Consider the following 19,578-nt stretch of genomic DNA (forward strand, 5'->3'; position numbering starts at 1 on the left):
TGCTTATACCCTACAGATAAATAATCCTCTCCAACACACATCGGAGAGGATTATTTTATTATAAGGACTTGTTCATACAAGCAAGGAAACATCTTATCCTTTATACAACTGCACTTGCTTTCTTTTCTTTCTCCATTTTCGATAAAATCGATATGAGTGCCGTATAGCATCCAATACAAAATCAGGGATTGGTATAGAATATTTATAAAAAAATGGCTTATAGAATTTATAATAAGCTTTCACTAAATCATTCCACTTTTCGTCCTCGCCAGGCTTATAAAAATCAGAGATGTCAACTACATACCCTTTCCCTTCATTCATCATCACATTTTTCCCATGGATATCACAAGGGGTGAGTCCGCGCTCTCTAGCATATTGTAATGCTTCATTTACATCGTGGATAGTACTCTCGTGAATTTGTATCCCTTTATGAACCGCTTCGTATAAAGTAATACCCCTGAGCCTTTTTAACACTAAGTATTGCTCTCCCTGATAAATAAGCTCAGAGTAAGCAGGATGCCCCCCTAGCTTACGGTATACCTTTGCTTCTTTTTTCAGTCCTTCTTGTTCCCTAGCATAAATTTTCACAACCCACTCTTCATTTCCTTGGTATGCAAACACAGCCGCATAGTTTCCTGCTCCTATACAGCTCCATCCAGTTGGAGTGTGCTTAACAACAACTGGATCATACGGATTTTCGCTTTCTAGACGAACTCCCTTTAGTAGCGTTGTTTCGATTCTCTCTACGAATTTATTTAATTGCTCCATCTGCTCAGCTCCAATATATCCCCATCTGCACCTTCTCTCTTCATTTTACACGTCATTTCATGGTCATGGCAGTAGAAACATATAAAAAATATTGGAAACAGGTAACCTGCTAACTGCCTGTTTCCAATATTCTTATGCTTACGTTCTAAAGAAAACTCGCCGACTGGCGAGCCCTGCTTTTGGGCGAAGACAGAGGCGTAGTTGCACTTACACTGTGTTCCTAAAATTTCCGACTACGTCGAATGACCTCTTAGCTGGAAATTTATACCTTTCTACAGTGTAAAGAAAACTTGCCGACTGGCGAGCCCTGCTTTTGGGCGAAGACAGAGGCGTAGTTGCACTTACACTGTATTCCTAAAATTTCCGGCTACGTCGAATGACCTTCTAGCTGGAAATTTATATTTTCCTCCAGTGTAAAGAAAACTCGCCGACTGGCAAGCCCCGCCCTTGGGCGAAGACAGAGATGTACTTGCATCTATATTATATTCCTAAAATTTCTAACTGTGTCAAATTCACTTCCGGCTGAAAAGTTATCGTTTTTTACAGTGCAGAATAAGCATAACATACTGGTTTCTATGCCATGCTAAGAAAAATAACTTAGCAGGAGGACAGGTTCATGAATATTGCACGCGCAAAAGAAATTGCTGAAACGGGAAAAACTGTTCACGTTACATTTCAAGGGACGCCGGTCATGATTCAACATGTAAATGAGCAGGATGGGACAGCACGTATTTATCCTATCTCTCATCCAGAGCAGGAGCAGACAGTTACTGTTAACAGCCTCCAAGAACAATAAGAAGGTCAGCCTCAAACGGCTGACCTTCTTATTGCCATAAAATTTATGCACCTTTCTCTTATTTCAAGGCCTCCATTCCTCACTAAATTTAAACCGTTCATTTGCTTATAGAATATTCCGAATTTACACTTCATTCGTTTAATGTTATGTTTGTGTATAGAGGAGGTGATTTTTGATGAAATATGCAATTGTTACGGGAACATCCCGCGGTCTAGGGGAGGCTATTGCGAAACAGCTGCTGGAAAAGGGTGTCATTGTGTTTTCAGTCGCTCGTCATCGAAATGCGTTGTTGGAAGAAACAGCAAAGCAAGCAGGGGTGTTATTTTATCCGCTTAGCTTTGATTTACATAATCTGCAAGATGTAGAAGAAGTAATGAAGGAAATTTTTGCTGCTATGGATTTAGATAGTGCATCTGATCTTTATCTCGTGAACAATGCTGGTATGCTCGACCCGATAAAACCGGTAGAGCGTGCCGAGAATGAACTGCTTGTTCAAAATGTTGAAGTAAATCTCCTTGCACCAATGCTGCTTATTTCCGAGTTTTTAAAACGCACAAAGGATGCGCCATTAGAAAAACGCATCATTAACATTTCATCAGGAGCTGGTAAAAATCCTTATTCTGGTTGGAGTGCATATTGTACAACAAAAGCTGGCATTGATATGTTTACTCGCTGCGTCGCACTTGAAGAGGAAGGAAAAACCTATCCGACCAAAATCCTATCCTTTGCTCCTGGCGTTGTAGACACAAGTATGCAAGAACAAATTCGGAATACAGACAAGGAAGACTTTATCCATATCGATCGCTTCCTTTCTCTAAAGAAAGAAGGAAAATTGCTCTCCCCTTCCTATGTAGCACGCGTAATTGTTGATTTGCTAGAAGCAGATCATTTTGAACAAGGCGGCGTAGTCCGCATCAATACCCAACAATGAAAAGCAAGGAGACCCCCTTGCTTTTTATTTAGACCATATACATACGTTCATACGGTCTTAAGTCGAATGAAACCATAGATTCACGCTCTTCTATCAGATAGTTTTGAAGTACTAGATTATCAGAGGAGAGTATAATTCCCTCGTATTGATACGTTGCTGTACGATTTGTCAAATTGGCGATAATGACCGCTCACTTGCTCTCCAGCGCTCTAATCATAAATTTGCTTATAATCTGGCAAAATCCGCTCATACACTCCATAGGTAAGACAGCTCATTGCCCTTACACAGATGAATCATTCATTTAGAAAAGTTTAAAATGGATTTTGGCTCAAACCACTTCCATAAATTCCTCATAAGGCGTGACCTTTTCACTTTCAATCAAAAAAATGAGACGCCCAATCTGTGAATATTTAGAGTTTTTTTGTGAGTTTCTTCTTTCTCCGAACGATGTGCTCAATCTTTACAATTGGAACAATTTCAACTGATAACCAATTATCGAGCTCAGGAATTCCAATTTCTACAAATCCATTATCAAATATGTGAACAACTATATAGTGTTTCCCATTATAAAAAACAGTATCACCTTTCCTCATGTTTCTCCCCCCTATTATTCTGTACCTACTTCATTTCACAACGAATTATAAGGAATACCTAATATTACGAATCATTATACTATATAATAAATCCAGTTCAAAAGCTGTTACTTTGGTCACGAACGTATTGAAAAGGAATTCATTTATATATAGGAGCTTTCAGAAGGATTGTTGTATGTGGTGTAACGAGACAAGCTATAAACGGAGGGGAATCGGATAAAACCTCTTGCTCCATAGCTGACCTTAAGACTCAACTTCGTAAGTGTACGATCATTTTGACACTCTGGCAGATACCCTTTGTGTTCTAACGTAATTAGCTGATTGACATGTCTCGCTTGAAGATACAAAATATTGAATGTTTCATCTCTCATCCTATTTTTTCGCTACTTTTAAAGTATTCAGAAAAAAGAGGAAATATTAACAATTTTTGGAGTAAAGCAATTAAAAATATCTATAAACTAAAAGCCGATACTTGCTCCTTTTTTATGTTAAGTTAAAAAGGGTAGAAACCTTAATTATTCAGAAGTGGGGCAAGGGATTTTGAGTTGATAGACACATTCCCAAATCCTTTTAAAAGAGAAGACTGACTCCAAAAGGCCACATTTTTTGACCATTTGAGTCAGTCTTAAATTAAAATCTCCTTAATTTTGGAAACGAAATGAGACTTAACAGATTGATGTTATTCTCCTTCCCTTTTGCCCGAACCTTTCCAAAAAATGTTCCTAAGAATTCTTCCCAAATAGCGCCCGCGCTCTTTTTAAATTCTGGACGTTCACGCAGTGATTGAATAGTCATATTCAGCGCTTGGTCCAAATGAGAAAGTGCTTGTCTTAAATGATAAATCATGTCATTTTGTTCGTTCATACGATTCCTCCTCTCGAATATACAATTTTAACGAAACATCGCTTCGTTTCTTTCTACTATTTCTACCTCGCAATCGATAAACATATCCTTATCGAGTTGTGCCTTCATTCGTTCAAATTTAACCTCGGCAACGACATCTTCAATCCCTTCTTTTGCTGATACAAGAAGAAACTTCATTTGTCTTGATAAATCTCTTGCAACAGGTCTTAACACTTCTTTAGCTATCGGTAACAAGGCTGATGTAGCGATGACAAGAGCAGATCCTACGATCACTCTCTGTATACCTCTTTGTACCATTATATTCCTCCTACAAAAAACGTTATTATTTTAGTCTGGTCAAATTTTTCCTTTTTATACCTATGCAGCTGCCTGAAGTGCAATCCTATTTGTTTTTTTACGAGTTAACATATTTACAACCGGCTTTGCTACAATTGCGGCGCTGCTCGCAACCGCTAATATTGGAACCCATGAAATAATCGGTAAAGAAACTGTGCTAAATACACCATGCAGCGGGCCAATATAAATAGTTGATAACAATGCGAGCCAAGAAACTCCTAGTGCGCCTACTAAGAAACGATCTTTTGACCAATCACGAAGGCTTTCTTTGGATCCTGTTTGTCTCCATGAGAAAGTTTGGATTAATTGACCTGCTACTAACGTTGCAAATGCAATTGTTCGAGCTGTAGCTAAAGAAGATCCGCGGCCTAAGCTTAACGCAAACAGACTTAAGGCTCCCGCCCCTAATAGCACTCCACGTGTAACAACTTGCTTATATAGGGATGCATCCACAATTTCTTGACGTTTTGTCTGTTTTGCTTTGTTGCCCGGGTTAACAGCCAACACCATTGCAGGTAGCGCATCTGTTAAGAGGTTCATTACTAGGATTTGAATTGGTACAATCGGAAGCGGCATTCCCGCAATTACAGCGGCACCCGTCACAATAATTTCAGCCAAATTTCCGCTCAATAAACACCCGAGCGCTTTACGAATGTTTCCGATGATGGTTCTTCCTTCTTTTACTCCGTCTACAATGGATCCAAAATGGTCTTCCTTTAGAACCATATCTGCTGTTTCCTTTGTTACTTGTGAACCGGTTTGCCCCATTGCAATTCCTATATCTGCCCTTTTTATAGCAGGAGAGTCATTTACGCCGTCTCCTGTCATTGCCACAACATGTCCTTGTTGTTGTAACATCGTGACAATGCGAAGCTTATGTTCAGGAGTGACCCTTGCAAAGATACAAATATCGTTGATGATGTTTCTTAACTCCTCATCCGACATCCGGTCTAGCTCGTTGCCGACGACAACTTTCTTTCCTCCGTTGCAAATTCCTATTTGCTTTGCAATGGCCAATGCAGTAACAGGATGGTCGCCTGTAATCATAATTGGTTTAATTCCTAATTCTAGAGCTTCACGGATACTCTTTTCTACATCAGGCTTTGGAGGATCTATCATACCGGCCATGCCAACATAGATTAATCTATCATTCATATCATCGAAGCAAGTATCTTCGCCGTTATGATCAATTGGACGATACGCAAACGCTAAAACACGGAGAGACTGCTCAGCATATTTTTCATTTTGCTGTAAAATTGCCTCCTTTATTTCATCTGTCAACACGTATCTTTGTCCATGTTGCTGATAATGGGTACAACAGTTCAAAATCTTTTCCACTGAACCCTTTGACATAACAAAACATTTTCTTTTGTCTTCTTCACTCTTGCACGCAACTGTCATCATGCCTGAACTTGAATCAAAAGGAATTTCGTGAATGCGCTTCCAATGTTTGTGATTTTCCAAATGGAAATTGCGTTTTGCAGCCAATGTCACAACGGCACCCTCAGTCGGGTCTCCCTTGATTCCCCAGCGTTCATTTTCAAAATGCAATGAAGTGTTACTGCACAATAATCCAATTTCCAAAAGCTTATCCAGTTCCTTAGATTTTTTTTCTACTCCATTTTTATCAATAATCTTTCCTTCTGGGGCATATCCATCTCCAGTTGCATGGAATTCAGTATCAATCGTTGCTATTTTCTTGACGGTCATTTCATTTTTCGTTAGTGTTCCTGTTTTATCCGAACAAATAACCGTTGTTCTTCCTAACGTCTCTAAAGAAGATAAATTTTGGACTAAAGTTTGTTTCTTTGCCATGCGGAATATACCAGCAGTTAAAGCAATCGTAATCGTCATCGGAAGTCCTTCAGGAATCGCCGATGCCGTCAAAGCCAAAGAAGTAGTAACCATTTGTGAAATTGGGTTTCCTCTAAGCAAACCCACAACAAATACAACAGCACCTGCTGCTAAAGCACCCTTCATAAATGTTTTACTAATGGAAGTCACTTGTTTTTGCAATGGTGTCTCTGTATCATTTTCCTCACTTAATAGCGACATAAGATGACCTATCTCAGTATCTCTTCCTGTTTGTACAACAACCGCGAGAGCTTTCCCCCTCGTTACATGCGTTCCCATATACAGCATGTTTATCCGGTCAGAAAGAGCCTCTTCTTTCGAAAGCTTTCCAGCAGTCTTTCTAACAGGCAGCGATTCACCTGATAGAGAAGACTCATTCACTTCCAGATTCCATCCTTGAATTAATCTCAAATCGGCAGGAACACGGTCTCCTGCTTCGAGCACTACAACATCGCCTGGAACGAGGTCTTCTGCAGGTATTTCTGCTTTCTCTCCCTTTCGAATTACATGACAATTTGGCGGTACGAAGCGGGTCATCGCTTCAACAGCACCTTCCGCTTTCCGTTCTTGCATCGTCGAAATCGCAGCATTTAACAAAAGAATCGAGCCCATTGCGGCTCCATCAAATACATGTCCAGAAACGATGCTTAATAAAGCGGTTGTCCCTAAAATAATCGTCGTAAACTCCTTGAATTGGGCTAGATAGCTTTTTATCCAATGAGGTCGTTGCTTTGTCTGGATTTTATTCGAACCATAGGTATGCATAGCTGTTTTGATTTGCTGTTCATCTAAACCATATAGTTCATCCGTTTTCAGAAGATGAAGAATTTCCTTCTCATCCATTGCATGCCAAGGATGGCCATCCGCCTTTCCTTCGCCATTCCCTCTTGCTTGCCCTTTCGCTTGTTTTCCTGCCCCGATATGCTGCTCCGTCCATTTTTTTATTTTTGTTAAGAAGCTTAGCGTTAACGTGTCCGCAATCAAATTAACTACCGGCGCAGCTACAAATAGCGGTGCAGCAATTGCTGTTCCAATCAAATTCCATAAAGATGTTATTTTTGCATTTGTATGGACAAGATTATCCAGCTGTTCGGCATGCTGATAACTTTTTGCAAGTTCTGGCAATTGCCCGATTCTTATAGAAGGGTAAAAAGACAAGATATTTTCTGTTCCATTTGATACATCATCTGTAACAAATAAGATTTCATCCCTTTGGGCTGGGAAAGGTCTGGTTATTTCTCTAAATTCCAGATTAAAATGTTTTGCTAAAAAGCTTGATAAGTCTTCTAGATTTACATCATTCTGATTGGTTTTAGCATCTATTATAGTTCCAGGACGCAATCGCTTAAATAACGCTGCCGCTTCTTGTCTTATTGTTCCGTTATCAGCAATTAAAGAAGCATCTTCAAATACAACCGCTTTTGTTTGTGATAACTGATACATCGATCCGTTCTCCGGGATACACTGTTCATGTTCCCTTGCAACATGCTCTGCTTGCTTCCAAGCATACTCGGTGGAGGTTAAAACTGGACGAGGATTAGCTGCCAATAAAACACCTAGTGCAGCCATAGGATTTCTTGTCAACGCAAAACTAGCCCCAGCCGCGACTAAACCAAATCTGCTTGCGCGTCGGCTGTAAGCTTCAATCTGAGGCGATACGCATGGCTGGTCTAATAGATCTGTTTTCACCTGTCTGCGTTTCCAGTTTAAATATTGGAGAATACTAATGCCGGCTAAAACAACTAAGTTTTCCCGAACGAGCGCCAATCCTAACGAACTGACACCAAGTAATAAATCTACATTCAGCTTTTTCTTTTGTTGCATATTATGCAACCCTTTTTTCAAAAAGGGGTATCCAGTACCAATTGCTATCGCACTGCTAAGGAAAAAAGGAAGAGGATGTCTTGCCAAAGCAGACCTTCCCCAAAATAACTGCTTAACTCCTAAAATCCCCAGTCCCGCTATCGATAAAGTAAGCGGCAAGGGAACTCTTTCTTCATCTATAGCCGTATTTTTTGTATACGGAATAGATTCAAAATAAGAAGGTGCGATTGCACTTTCAGCGGTTGCAGCAACTTCACTGTATATAACAGCATGTTCTTCTTCATTTCCAAGTGCAGTCTCTTCCTCAGTTATGTGTCGTTTCTTAAACAAAACTTCTTCAAATTTTTTGATAAATAACAAAAGAACGTTTAGACTTACTTTATTTTCATTAAACACTAACAATACTTTCCCTGAATCGCTATTTGCACAAACAGATGTGACTCCCTCAATAGAAGAGAAAATTTCTTCAAACTTCTCAGCTATCTCAGGGTTATGTTGTAATCCAAATAGTTCAAATCTAGCTCTGCCAGGGAGAATATGAAAAGATCGCGGTTTAAACGATATTTCATGCATTCTCTTGCCACCTCCCTTCTTGCCATCCTAATTTTTTATACAAATAATATTTTAGACGGATTTTTTGTATTATATTCATGATTAAAAACACACTTTTTGTAGATAATGAAAATAAATGTAACCAAATTTGGGTAAAATTCGCATTATCAAGGAGGTGAAGACTGGTTGCAAAACAACACTAAAAGTGGAAGAATTATACAAAAGACATTGATAGCTTGTGGATACAGGATGTATAATAAGATTACCGTTTAACTGGAACATCGTGAAGAAGGTTGCGGTTATCTTTATAGAGATAGGTTACACCTATAATAAGGAACAAGAATATCCCTTATTGACTGAGCGAGAGCGGTCCTCTAGTGTGCGAATCCTGTGAGGCACACGTTTCCGAAAGGAGATGCAAAGCTTGTAAGTTCGATGTTGAATTGTAACTTTTAGTAAGTTTTGTGAACCAGGTTGAATTATGCTTAAAAAGTTTTTTTCTTTTAGTAATCCAGTTGGTCTAATCGTCAGTTCTGCAGTGCTTATATTAACAGTATCTCCAGAGGCAAGAAAAGGAACTAGAAAGCTGCTGGTTAAAGGGGCAGGCGCAGCGATAGCACTGGGAGATCAAATGAAAGGGCTCACGACTGGCCTACAACAGCAGTTAGGGACGTTTGTAGAAGAAGCAAAAGCAGAAAGGAAAACGATGATGCTGCCTGATATGACTCAAATGGTCAAAAAAGGAGGCAATATGGTTAAACACAGTTTTGAAGAGGGAGTTGCAAAAACGGAACAGGTAATGGATACTGCAAAAGATTCTGTTAGAGGTTTATTTGATGATGAAACGGTCAATTACAGTTTCGAAGAAAGAGATACAAAAAAACTGGCAATGGAAACTCCAAAGGAAGCTGTTGCTACAGGCTTATTTGACGATATAGAGCCGGCTCCTAACCAAGAGTTTACTGCCTATAATGTTTTAGACGATCATTCCATTCAAATGAAATTACATGAGATTGAACAAAAATTATATTAAAGAGACTGATTCAAAGTTAGGCTCTTTCTTTTATGCTTACAACTGCAACGTTTGTCTTCTCATTTTTCAGTTTAATGAACGATTAGCTTTTTTATAATCACTAGACATACAGAAAAAGGAACTCCTCACAAGAAACACACTCTACTTTTGGAGTTCCCTGTTTGAATTATTTATTGTTCTTGCTGTTCAGGGTTTCTGTTAAATAGTAAATTTCCAGCCGTAGCTCCAATCGAGCTTCCGATTCGATTTCCGACCATATATCCGGCAATTGAGCCAATAACTGTACCGATTCCGGGAAGAATCATCGATCCTGCTATTGCGCCATATTCTACCCCGGCCATAATTCCTGCTGCTCCTGTTACATTTTTTACTGTACTGGCAGCCAGGTATTTACCATCTCTCTCCCCTTGTATATAAGATTGGACATCTTCAACCTGCGAAATTCCGCCGGCTACAACTCCTGACCATAATGGTGCACCTTTAAGCATAACAATTCCTCCTTTAGTTTTTGTTTAGTATGTCCAAAGAAAAAAATGCTAGTACAGCTGTACTATTTTACTATGTGCAAACGTTTAATACGTGACCGTTCTTTTTCAACTGTTTTGACATATATCTTTTAAAGAAATGAAAAAACTACCCCCAGGAGTCTCTCACTTCGAAAGATTTAATGGTATCAGCATTTTCCTCGCAGGCACTTTTTTATCCGCTTTTTCTGATGAGATCGTGTAGCATTGTATATCATGTTATATATTTCCAATTGACTATTAACTATTGTATCTTCTGCACGCTTTACATAATGATAATTTCCTTCGGAATCTTGCTCACGGGCTTTTACATTATCCGCTAACATCAGCGATAGCCAATTTTGAATTCGTTTCTTTAAACGTGAATCTAAAATGGGAAATAAAATTTCTACACGGTTTTCCATGTTTCGCGTCATCATATCAGCTGATGATAAAAAAATTTTTTCCTCACCATTATGATGAAAATAATACATACGGCCATGCTCTAAAAAGCGGCCAACAATACTGCGAACTTTAATATTTTCGCTAACTCCTTTGATGCCTGGTCTTAAACAACAAATGCCTCGTATAATTAAATCAATTTTCACACCAGCATTTGAAGCTTCATATAGCTTCATGATTAACGATTTATCTGTTAACGCATTCATTTTCGCAATAATGTGACCATTTTTATGCTTTTTATGAAAAGCAATTTCTTCATTAATTAATGCAATAAAATCTTTACGAATATTAAATGGTCCCACTGATAAATGATGGTATTCCGGTTTTTCAGTAAATACACTTAAATAATTAAAGAAGTTTGTAGCATCAATACCAAATTTTTCATCCGATGTAATCAATCCTAGATCTGTATAAATTTTTGCTGTTGCATCATTATAGTTTCCTGTTCCTAAATGGACAAAGCGTTCAATCCGTCCGTTTTTCCGACGTACAACAAGAGTAATTTTACTATGTGTTTTTAAATGAGTCATTCCATAAATAACATGGCAGCCTGCTTGTTCAAGCTCTTTTGCCCAATGGACATTATTCTCCTCATCAAATCGAGCCTTTAACTCAACAAGAACTGTAACTTGCTTTCCGTTTTCTGCCGCACATTTTAATGCTTTAATAATTGGGGAGTCACCACTGACACGATACAATGTTTGTTTAATAGCTAGAACATCCGGATCTTCCGCAGCCTCAGATATAAAATCGACTACTGGCCGAAACGATTCGTATGGATGATGAAATAATATATCCCGTTTTAAAGCTTTCTCAAAAATATCTTCATCGGATGCTAAATCTTTCGGTCGCTGCGGAATCAGTCTTTCATCGACAAGGTATTCATGTGTTGCTTCAATACATTTATAAAAAGAAAACAAAAATGTTAAATCAAGCGGACCATCAATGATATAAGTATCTTTCTCATGAATTTCCAGTTCTGTTTGTAAATATTCCAATACATTTTGATCATAATTCCGGCCATCTATTTCCACTCGAATTTCAGTACCCCATTTTCGTTTCTTTAGCTCTTTTTCAATCTCCCGAAGTAAATCGCGTGCTCCCTCTTCATGAATGGTCATATCAGCGTTTCTCGTAATGCGAAATGGTGTAACGCTTTTGACCGTATACCCTTTCAAAAATTTATAGATAAAAGCAGCAATGACGTCTTCAAGCAGGACAAACGTTCTTGTTTCAGACTGAGTTGGCAATTCAACATAACGCTGTAATACTCCTGGAACTTGTATAATTACTAACTTACTGCTTGACTGCCTGATTTGACTGTCCTCTTCTGTAGTTTTTTCAATACTAATCGCTAGGTTTAGACTTTTATTCAGCAACATTGGAAAAGGGTGGTACGCGTCAATAGCCATTGGAGTTAACACAGGGAAAATCTCTTCTTTAAAATATGTTTCCAAAAATGAAAATTGGTCTGCACTTGCTTGTCTAATCGTGATGATTGAAACACCTTCACTTTCTAGCTTAGGCAGAAGAGATTGTTTATAAGTGTTGTATTGTAATTTAACCAACTCATGTGTTGTTTTGGATATAAGCGATAATTGTTCCTTTGGAGTCAAGCCAGCTTTATTTTCCGGTTTGTTAAATCCTGCTTCGACTTGATCTTTTAAGCCGGCCACACGGACCATAAAAAATTCATCTAGATTTGAACTAAAGATCGCAAGAAACTTAAATCGTTCTAATAAACGATTGTGTCCATCGATCGCTTCTTCTAATACACGTTGATTAAACGCCAACCAGCTTAACTCACGATTGTTATAGTTTACAGGATCTTCTAGATGTTTTATTTTTGCCGTTGCACTCGTTGTTTCCACTGTAAACGCCCACCTTAAAAGAAAATGTCATAATTAAAATTTGTCCAAAACGCTCTAATTTAAACATTGTTCTACATACTACACGTTTTTTAATCATGTTTATATGAAAATTTACAAATTAAGAACTAATATGAAATTTCCGCACCAGAATCATTTGTTAGAACAGGTGATTCTAGAGGGAGTACACGCATATACCTTGTGAAGTTTTCATAAGATGGGTATCAGCCGTTATTTGACAAAAGGAGGGATACTTATGTTATCTCTGCTTGTATTAATTATTTTCTTAGGGTTTGTATTGAGTATCGATAGTTTTGGGGTAGGCTTCACGTATGGTGTTAGAAAAATTTTAATTCCTACACGTTCGCTCTTTACAATTATGATTATTACCGGAACAGTTCTCTTTATATCCATGAGCATCGGCCACGGAATATCTCGCTTTATTTCTCCACATTTTGCACAAATGCTGGGAGGATTATTATTAATCGTTCTAGGTTTTTGGACTCTTTATAATTTTTATAAAACAAACAATGAGGATATAAACGAAACCATTGTAGCTTCGCTTTCTCAGATAACTAGAAAGCAACCTGCCAAAAAAACCATTCAACTCAAAAACTTAAGAATTATAATTGAAATCTTGGAAACACCGATGAAAGCAGATGTTGACCAATCAGGATGGATTTCTATTAGGGAAGCGGCTATGCTAGGCACAGCACTCTCACTAGATGCTTTTGGTGCAGGGATTGGAGCTGCCTTCTTGGGTTATCCTATTGCATTAACACCAATCATCATTGCCATAATGAGTGGAACTTTTGTTTATTTAGGAGTATTAGCAGGAGCTAAGTTTGCAAATCTAAAATGGGTGCACCAACTGCGTTTTCTCCCGAGTTGCTTATTAATCATAATAGGTATATATAAATTCTTCTAAGGGGGATGAGGTAACTCCAACAAAATATGTACTACCATTACTACATTAATATATTTGATTATATTTTACTTTTTATTTATGAATTATCATTCAAACAAACTAAATTAAATTCCTAGAAGACCTAAGCATATATACCATGGCTAATCATGTAGGCTATCTTCTCCTCTCCCTTGTTGCCCCTTCTGCGTCTGGTTAGGTAATAAATAAAAGCAATCTAAAAATCCAAGTTTCTTCCATCAAGCTTCTATCATCTTGTCCCACTACTCCGAAAGTTTACAACCTTCCTGAAAACGGACCTTTTTATTCTAAGAAAAACTAAACATGGGTAGCATGATATTTTTAGCCTGTGATGGAGTTTGCTGTAACATACATTAACGTTAGCAGCTCTAAGACCATTCCCATAAAAACCTATACTCTTGCTAAAACTAATTAGCAGGAACATTCAATATTTTTGGAATCGCTCCTGCTGATTAGGACTATCTAAAAGAATTATTTAGCATCATGTAAGCTCTTTAACTGAAAATGTTTCCACCAACCGCTTCCTTGGTTCTATGTAAACCAAATTCTTATTGTTGGAGCAAATGTTTAAATCCGAAAACTGCACACAAAACATTTCAAAAACTATCGGAATTGATTTACTAAATGGTTACTTACTTAATCCTACTTATACTATAGTCCTGTATCACTTTGGAGTTCTTGTGCTATGGACTGATAAAATCGATCTGGCCACTCCATTTTAGGATGAAAATTGTAAAGTAATGCATGGGTAAATATAGCTGCGTTTACCCATCTTGTCTTGAAAAGAAGAGGCTTTTTCCGCAATAATTCCAATGGATCTATTAAAACTGAAAAGTCAATGTATTCCTCAAAAGTCCCGTCAAATCCTTTAGGCCAGAATTTCTTTAACGGATGATCAGATACCCTACCTCCACTTTTCACATGATCATAAGTTTCTCTTAACCATGTTGGTAAAAATACCCCTGTTAACGGTTCTTGCATACTTTCCCACCCGCAAAGTAATGACCCATGCTTGCCCCATTCAATACGAATGATCGCCCGCTGCTGATTGGCATGTGCTTCTTCTACTGCTGCCTCCGATTCCAGTACACGGGAATGAAACCAACACATAACATTTGTCACTTCTTCTTTTTCCTGGTCATACTCCACCCAAACCTCTTCATGATCGCATGGTTCATAGTCATCTGGAAAATCATAGTCATCTTCCCAAAACAAATGATAGCCAATCAATGGTTTTACTGGATGATGCACTGCGACTATATCCTTGAGCGGGAAACATTCTTTGGGGGTAATGAAGAAAATAGGACAAAATTTTTCAATTAGTCTCTCTTCATCTTTTGTAAGAGGGAGAAGCGGGTCCATCTCCAGCACCTCATTGTATCGCAGTCCAGCTCTACGTAAATTGCCATCTAAATGATAGAATTCCGCTTGACGTGATACATAAGAAGGATGATTCGGATCCGCTTTTTTTAATAGCTCAAGCTGCATAATCGCCAACTGGTACAAATCAATTCCAGAAAGTTTATTTTCCTTTACGAAATCAGTGATTTTTTCGTTTCCTTGTTTAAATTCATACAAAAATGTATCAATCAATGCCTGTCCCCCCTAACCATTCCACTTATATGCGCATATCTCTTAGCTCCGTCAATATTCTTACTTCTTGCGTAGTAATAGAGTGCACTCCCATGTCTAGAAACTTTTCCATTACATGCGAATCATCCACGGTCCACACTAAAACAGGAAGGCAGCGTCTAGCGGCAACATTCAATAATTCTTCTTGACATAAGTGATAATTAATATTAATTCCACAGCATGAAGCGGCTATTGCATCCTGATACGTTTCTTTTACGAAATCGGCATAATTCTCTTTCCTTTGGTTAAACAAGCTCATACTTGCATTCAATAATACTTGATAGGTTGGGTAATGTTTCTTTAGGTGCAATGCCCTATCTTTCTCACATCCAGTAATGATGGAATAGTCCTTCATGTTATATTCTTCAATAATTTTGATCATAGGATCGATAGCAAGATCTTCTTTCACATCTAAATTTATGATTCGATGACTTTCACGAATAAACGTTAAAACTTCCTGTAGCTTGATGATAGGGGCATCCTTTGTAAAACTATTCAATTCCTCAACAGACAAATCAGCTATTCTTTTAACACCATGTTCTGTACTTATATGCTCATCATGTGCTAGAACGATAACCCCATCTTTTGTTGCTCGAATATCTACTTCAATAATATCTGCCCCTGCCTTTATTCCCTCTATCACGGACTCGATTGAATTCGGCCTCGTATTCATACATCCAGTATGAGCTGTTATCAATGGTCTTTTCAACTGTACCACCTATCCTTCAAGGCTTTATTGTCTTTAGGAATTCATCATGTATTTTACCGTTAGACGCGACTAAGGAATCATGGAACAGGCAATATGGGTTCCCTTCCTTATCGGTACTATTTCCACCTGCTTCAGCTAGAATTAATATTCCCGCAGCTGTATCCCAAGGATTAAGACCCTCATGCCAGAATCCAGTTATCCTGCCAGACGCAATGAAGCATAAATCTAAGCTTGCTGCTCCTAGCATACGAATGTTCCTGCTTTTTCCAGCCAATGCATCGATTTGTTTGACTACCCGCGACCCTGCTTTAAAATCGCTCGCTTGAAACCCTGTTGCCACAACCGCCTCGGCTAATACAGATTCGTCTCCTACGTGGATACGCTGCCCATTTCTATAGGCTCCAAATGATTTCCTTGCACTATATAACTCATCCGTCATTGGATTATATACAACGCCAATGATAGGCTCTCCATCCTTCACAACCGCTATGGATACCGCAAAATGCGGAATCCCGTGAATAAAATTAGTCGTGCCGTCAATTGGGTCAACAATCCAGCCATACCCTGTTTTATGACTTTTAAAAGTTTCATAGGAATCCGCCTGACCACAGTCTTCCTCTGACAAAATCCAATGCTTGGGATACTCCGTTTGAATCTTATGACGGATATAATCCTCACTCAACTTGTCAACCTCCGTTACAAGATCAGAAGCATTCTTTTTCTGTTCAACCTTTCCCATATTTCCCAAACGATCCCCAATTAGCACACCCGCGTGCTTAGCATATTCAATCGCGGAGTTACATAAACTCTGCTCTAAACTATGTTGTACTACCTCCATATTCACCCTATCCTTTATTTCTGTTCTGTTAATTGTAGATGAATGTCTCAACATTATGCTTCTTTAAGCTTTCCCCTGTAGCTGCATCGAACAAATGAATAGCTTCAATGTTAGCAGTCAACATAATTGCACTTCCATATTCCAATTTAATATTTGGTTCAACAAAACAACGAATATATTCATTACCAACCTTCACATTAACCATTTGAGAATGTCCGATAGATTCGATTAAGCTTACAGTACCCTCAATACAAATATCGCCATCATTCTCTAGCTTCAAATCATGAGGTCGAATCCCTACATTTACGTCCTGCGATTTTTCTCCTGCATAGGAATCTAATAATGTATCAGTTACATCAATTATTAACTCATTTATACGAACGTTGGATTTCTTATCCACTGAAGATAGCGTTCCTCTTAAGAAGTTCATCGGAGGCGTACCTACAAACTGAGCAACAAAATAATTTTTAGGCTTATTATATAGCTCCATAGGATTACTATATTGAATTAAATGTCCTTCCTTCATAACAGCAATACGATGTGCCATTGTCATGGCTTCTTCCTGGTCATGGGTAACTAAAATAGTCGTGATGCCTAATTCCCTCTGAATGCGGGAAATCTCTTCTCTCATTTCAATTTTCAGCCTGGCATCCAAATTGGATAATGGTTCATCCAACAGAAGCACCTTTGGTTTTTTTACAATTGCACGCGCTAAGGCAACACGCTGCTGCTGCCCCCCTGATAATTGACCTGGCTTGCGATCTAATAGATGTCCCAGCTGAACCATTTCAGCAGCCTGTTTCGCCTGTTCATACCGTTCTTCTTTCGCTACTTTCTGCTGCTTTAAAGGAAAAGCGATATTATCTAAAACAGTCATATGCGGATACAAAGCATAACTTTGGAACACCATTCCAATATTTCGGTCTTTTGGCTCTAAATCATTTACTATTTGGCCGTCAAAATATACTTCACCGCTATTTGGCTTATAAATACCTGCTATCATTAGCATGGTTGTAGATTTTCCACAACCACTTGGTCCAAGTAAAGCAACAAATTCACCATCTTCAATTGTTAAATTCAAATTGTTAATCGTATTGCTTTTGTTATTAAATGATTTAGTAAGATTCCTTAGCTCTATTTTCATACCCGCTTTCCTCCCCCGGCACTTACCTGCATTAACGATTTTTGTGTGAAAATGAAAAACACTAAGACTGGCAGCATATAAAATAGTGACACTGCACTTAATAATCCGTAATTAATCATATTAGGATCACTAATTAATTTTTGGAGATAAGAAGCCAATGTAACGTTATTATCACTAACAGTAAACGTATATAATAATAGAAATTCAGACCATCCCGATAAAAAAGAAAAAATGCTGATTGCTGCAATGCCAGGCTTAATAAGCGGGATCACAATGGTGTACCATACTTGGAAGCGACTGCAGCCATCAATCATTCCCGCCCATTCTACGTCCCAAGGCACGTCATCAAAAAATCCTTTTACAATCCAAGCTGTCATTGGAATTTGCAAAGCCGTTTTTACAAGAACAACTCCCCAAATAGAATCAAACAATCCCATAAAATTAAGGATGTAAAATACAGCAATAAGCAAAGCCACACTAGGAAAAGCATGTAAAAGTAACGTCATTTTCATTATCGTCTGGCGTCCAGTGAACTTAATTCGAGCTAACGCGTACCCAGCCATAATTCCGATAATTACTTCCAATATGGTAAGAGAACCGGCGAACACAAAAGAATTCCATGTAGCTGTCCAAATACTCGGAAGCTCGCTTCCTCCATGCTCCACATTGGACCATAAGAAGCTCCAGTTCTCCAATGTAAATGAAGTAGGAATAAAACCAAATTTCATTTTCTTAGAAAATGAGCTTAATAACAGCCATACGTACATAAGAATGATTGGCAAAGTTGTAATCCCTAATATTCCATAAGCAACCAAATAAGGAATTCGCTTTTTCCATTTGGATACGGGATGTATTGTGGGTATTGTTAGCTTTTGATAACCTGTTGCCTCCATTTTAGCAACTCCCTCTCTACTCAATTTTTGATGAATCGAGCATTTTTTCCATTCTAAAAAATTTCCACATAACAAAAGAGAACAGCAAAGCAACTATAACAAGAACAAGGGAAACGGCTGCCCCATAACCAAATTCAAAATTTTTGAAGGCGCTGTGGAAGGAGTATAACGCCAATACTTCACTGTCAAACAACGGTCCTCCTTTTGTCAAAAGGAGAATATATTCATACGATGTAAGCAATGACAAAAATTGCCACAACGTTACAAACATCAACGGCCAACGGACAGCTGGGACAATAATATCCCTGATAATTGCCCAGTGAGACGCTCCATCCACCATCGCAGCCTGAAATAAATCACGTGGAATAGATTTAATAGCAGATGAAAAAATAATCATTCCATAAGAGGCCCCGATGACCCCATTTGCTAAAATAATTGCTGTCATCGGATGGGTTGTTAACCAATCAACAGGTGACATATGAACAAGAGCCCTTAAACTGTTTAACACACCATAGGCGCTTGGATCAAAAAACCATAACCAAAGCAATGCATATACAACTGGCGGAGAGATCCTTGGCAACATCCAAATTGTTCGAAAAACTAGACCGACAGATTCTTTTTGGACGAAATAAGTAGTAAGAATGCCTAGGGCCAAACCAAAACCTACATTGATTAATAGCGTAAAACCGAGATATAAAACAGTGTTCTTAATAATTTGAACAATATTAGGGTCAGTCACAAGCTTATGAAAATTTGTTAAACCATTAAAGGTCCAATTCATGGCTGAATCCATATTCGTAAACGCTATAATTGCTATTAATATGACGGGAAGAAAAAAGAACAGGAAAATCAAAATCACAAACGGACCTAACATAATGGCAGGCAATTTCCACCTTTTTAAAACAGTACCCACTATTAGACCTCCTTGAAAAGTTGATACCTAGCATAGGATTGCTAGGTATCACTTCTTTAAAGAATTTATACATTTTGAGCATATCCAGCTCCAGCGCCCAGCCCCTCACAGACTAAGCA

General features: G+C 38.3%; 17 protein-coding genes. 4 read left to right on the forward strand and 13 right to left on the reverse strand.

Annotated elements, in window-relative coordinates; all coding sequences use genetic code 11:
- Positions 1–93: 93 nt before the first annotated feature.
- Positions 94–768 carry a serine/threonine protein kinase gene (locus AAHB12_RS11960; protein WP_342045475.1) on the reverse strand — a complete coding sequence of 225 codons (675 nt, stop codon included), beginning with the start codon at positions 766–768 and terminating at the stop codon, positions 94–96.
- A 616-nt stretch (positions 769–1,384) separates the two neighbouring features.
- Here AAHB12_RS11960 and AAHB12_RS11965 point away from each other — a divergent pair.
- Both AAHB12_RS11965 and AAHB12_RS11970 read left to right on the forward strand, forming a co-directional pair.
- Positions 1,385–1,564: an H-type small acid-soluble spore protein gene (locus tag AAHB12_RS11965; RefSeq protein ID WP_342045476.1), complete on the forward strand. Its 180-nt coding sequence runs from the start codon at positions 1,385–1,387 to the stop codon at positions 1,562–1,564.
- Between the two features lie 175 nt (positions 1,565–1,739).
- Positions 1,740–2,495, forward strand: coding sequence for a (S)-benzoin forming benzil reductase (locus AAHB12_RS11970; RefSeq protein ID WP_129729545.1), 756 nt, complete (start codon positions 1,740–1,742; stop codon positions 2,493–2,495).
- Positions 2,496–2,905: 410 nt separating this feature from the next.
- On the opposite strand, the gene AAHB12_RS11975 is transcribed toward AAHB12_RS11970, so the two are convergent.
- From AAHB12_RS11975 to AAHB12_RS11990, 4 genes are all read right to left on the reverse strand, one after another.
- Positions 2,906–3,088 (reverse strand): hypothetical protein, encoded by a 183-nt coding sequence (locus AAHB12_RS11975; protein ID WP_129729547.1) that lies wholly within the window; start codon positions 3,086–3,088, stop codon positions 2,906–2,908.
- Between the two features lie 630 nt (positions 3,089–3,718).
- Complete coding sequence (locus AAHB12_RS11980; RefSeq protein ID WP_129729549.1) at positions 3,719–3,952, reverse strand: hypothetical protein; 234 nt, start codon at positions 3,950–3,952, stop codon at positions 3,719–3,721.
- Between the two features lie 27 nt (positions 3,953–3,979).
- Positions 3,980–4,249 (reverse strand): DUF5132 domain-containing protein, encoded by a 270-nt coding sequence (locus AAHB12_RS11985; RefSeq protein WP_129729551.1) that lies wholly within the window; start codon positions 4,247–4,249, stop codon positions 3,980–3,982.
- A gap of 60 nt (positions 4,250–4,309) precedes the next feature.
- Complete coding sequence (locus AAHB12_RS11990) at positions 4,310–8,539, reverse strand: cation-translocating P-type ATPase (RefSeq protein WP_342045477.1); 4,230 nt, start codon at positions 8,537–8,539, stop codon at positions 4,310–4,312.
- A gap of 460 nt (positions 8,540–8,999) precedes the next feature.
- Between AAHB12_RS11990 and AAHB12_RS11995 the strand changes: the two genes are divergently transcribed.
- Positions 9,000–9,551, forward strand: coding sequence for a hypothetical protein (locus AAHB12_RS11995; protein ID WP_342045478.1), 552 nt, complete (start codon positions 9,000–9,002; stop codon positions 9,549–9,551).
- A 170-nt stretch (positions 9,552–9,721) separates the two neighbouring features.
- Here AAHB12_RS11995 and AAHB12_RS12000 read toward each other — a convergent pair whose 3' ends face one another.
- Together AAHB12_RS12000 and AAHB12_RS12005 are read right to left on the reverse strand one after the other, a co-directional pair.
- Positions 9,722–10,039 carry a hypothetical protein gene (locus AAHB12_RS12000; protein WP_129729555.1) on the reverse strand — a complete coding sequence of 106 codons (318 nt, stop codon included), beginning with the start codon at positions 10,037–10,039 and terminating at the stop codon, positions 9,722–9,724.
- Positions 10,040–10,224: 185 nt separating this feature from the next.
- A complete protein-coding gene (locus AAHB12_RS12005; RefSeq protein WP_342045480.1) occupies positions 10,225–12,387 on the reverse strand; it encodes an RNA degradosome polyphosphate kinase in 2,163 nt (720 codons plus the stop codon).
- 253 nt (positions 12,388–12,640) lie between these two features.
- On the opposite strand from AAHB12_RS12005, the gene ytaF reads away from it, so the two are divergent.
- Positions 12,641–13,312: a sporulation membrane protein YtaF gene (gene ytaF / locus AAHB12_RS12010; protein WP_342045481.1), complete on the forward strand. Its 672-nt coding sequence runs from the start codon at positions 12,641–12,643 to the stop codon at positions 13,310–13,312.
- 669 nt (positions 13,313–13,981) lie between these two features.
- Here ytaF and AAHB12_RS12015 read toward each other — a convergent pair.
- Genes AAHB12_RS12015 through AAHB12_RS12040 form a run of 6 tightly spaced genes read right to left on the reverse strand, consistent with a single transcriptional unit; the run spans position 13,982 to position 19,459 of the window.
- Positions 13,982–14,923: a tetratricopeptide repeat protein gene (locus AAHB12_RS12015; protein ID WP_342045483.1), complete on the reverse strand. Its 942-nt coding sequence runs from the start codon at positions 14,921–14,923 to the stop codon at positions 13,982–13,984.
- A 25-nt stretch (positions 14,924–14,948) separates the two neighbouring features.
- Complete coding sequence (locus AAHB12_RS12020) at positions 14,949–15,671, reverse strand: glycerophosphodiester phosphodiesterase (RefSeq protein ID WP_129729563.1); 723 nt, start codon at positions 15,669–15,671, stop codon at positions 14,949–14,951.
- A gap of 16 nt (positions 15,672–15,687) precedes the next feature.
- On the reverse strand, positions 15,688–16,509 hold the full coding sequence (locus AAHB12_RS12025) for an inositol monophosphatase family protein (protein ID WP_342045485.1): 822 nt from the start codon (positions 16,507–16,509) through the stop codon (positions 15,688–15,690).
- Between the two features lie 28 nt (positions 16,510–16,537).
- Positions 16,538–17,653 carry an ABC transporter ATP-binding protein gene (locus AAHB12_RS12030; RefSeq protein WP_129729567.1) on the reverse strand — a complete coding sequence of 372 codons (1,116 nt, stop codon included), beginning with the start codon at positions 17,651–17,653 and terminating at the stop codon, positions 16,538–16,540.
- On the reverse strand, positions 17,650–18,546 hold the full coding sequence (locus AAHB12_RS12035; protein ID WP_342045486.1) for a carbohydrate ABC transporter permease: 897 nt from the start codon (positions 18,544–18,546) through the stop codon (positions 17,650–17,652). Before AAHB12_RS12035 ends, AAHB12_RS12030 begins: the two co-directional genes overlap by 4 nt.
- 16 nt (positions 18,547–18,562) lie before the next feature.
- Entirely contained in the window at positions 18,563–19,459 is an 897-nt protein-coding gene (locus AAHB12_RS12040) for a carbohydrate ABC transporter permease (RefSeq protein WP_342045487.1), read from the reverse strand.
- Positions 19,460–19,578: the final 119 nt, after the last annotated feature.

The sequence above is a fragment of the Bacillus sp. OTU530 genome, from assembly GCF_038440375.1.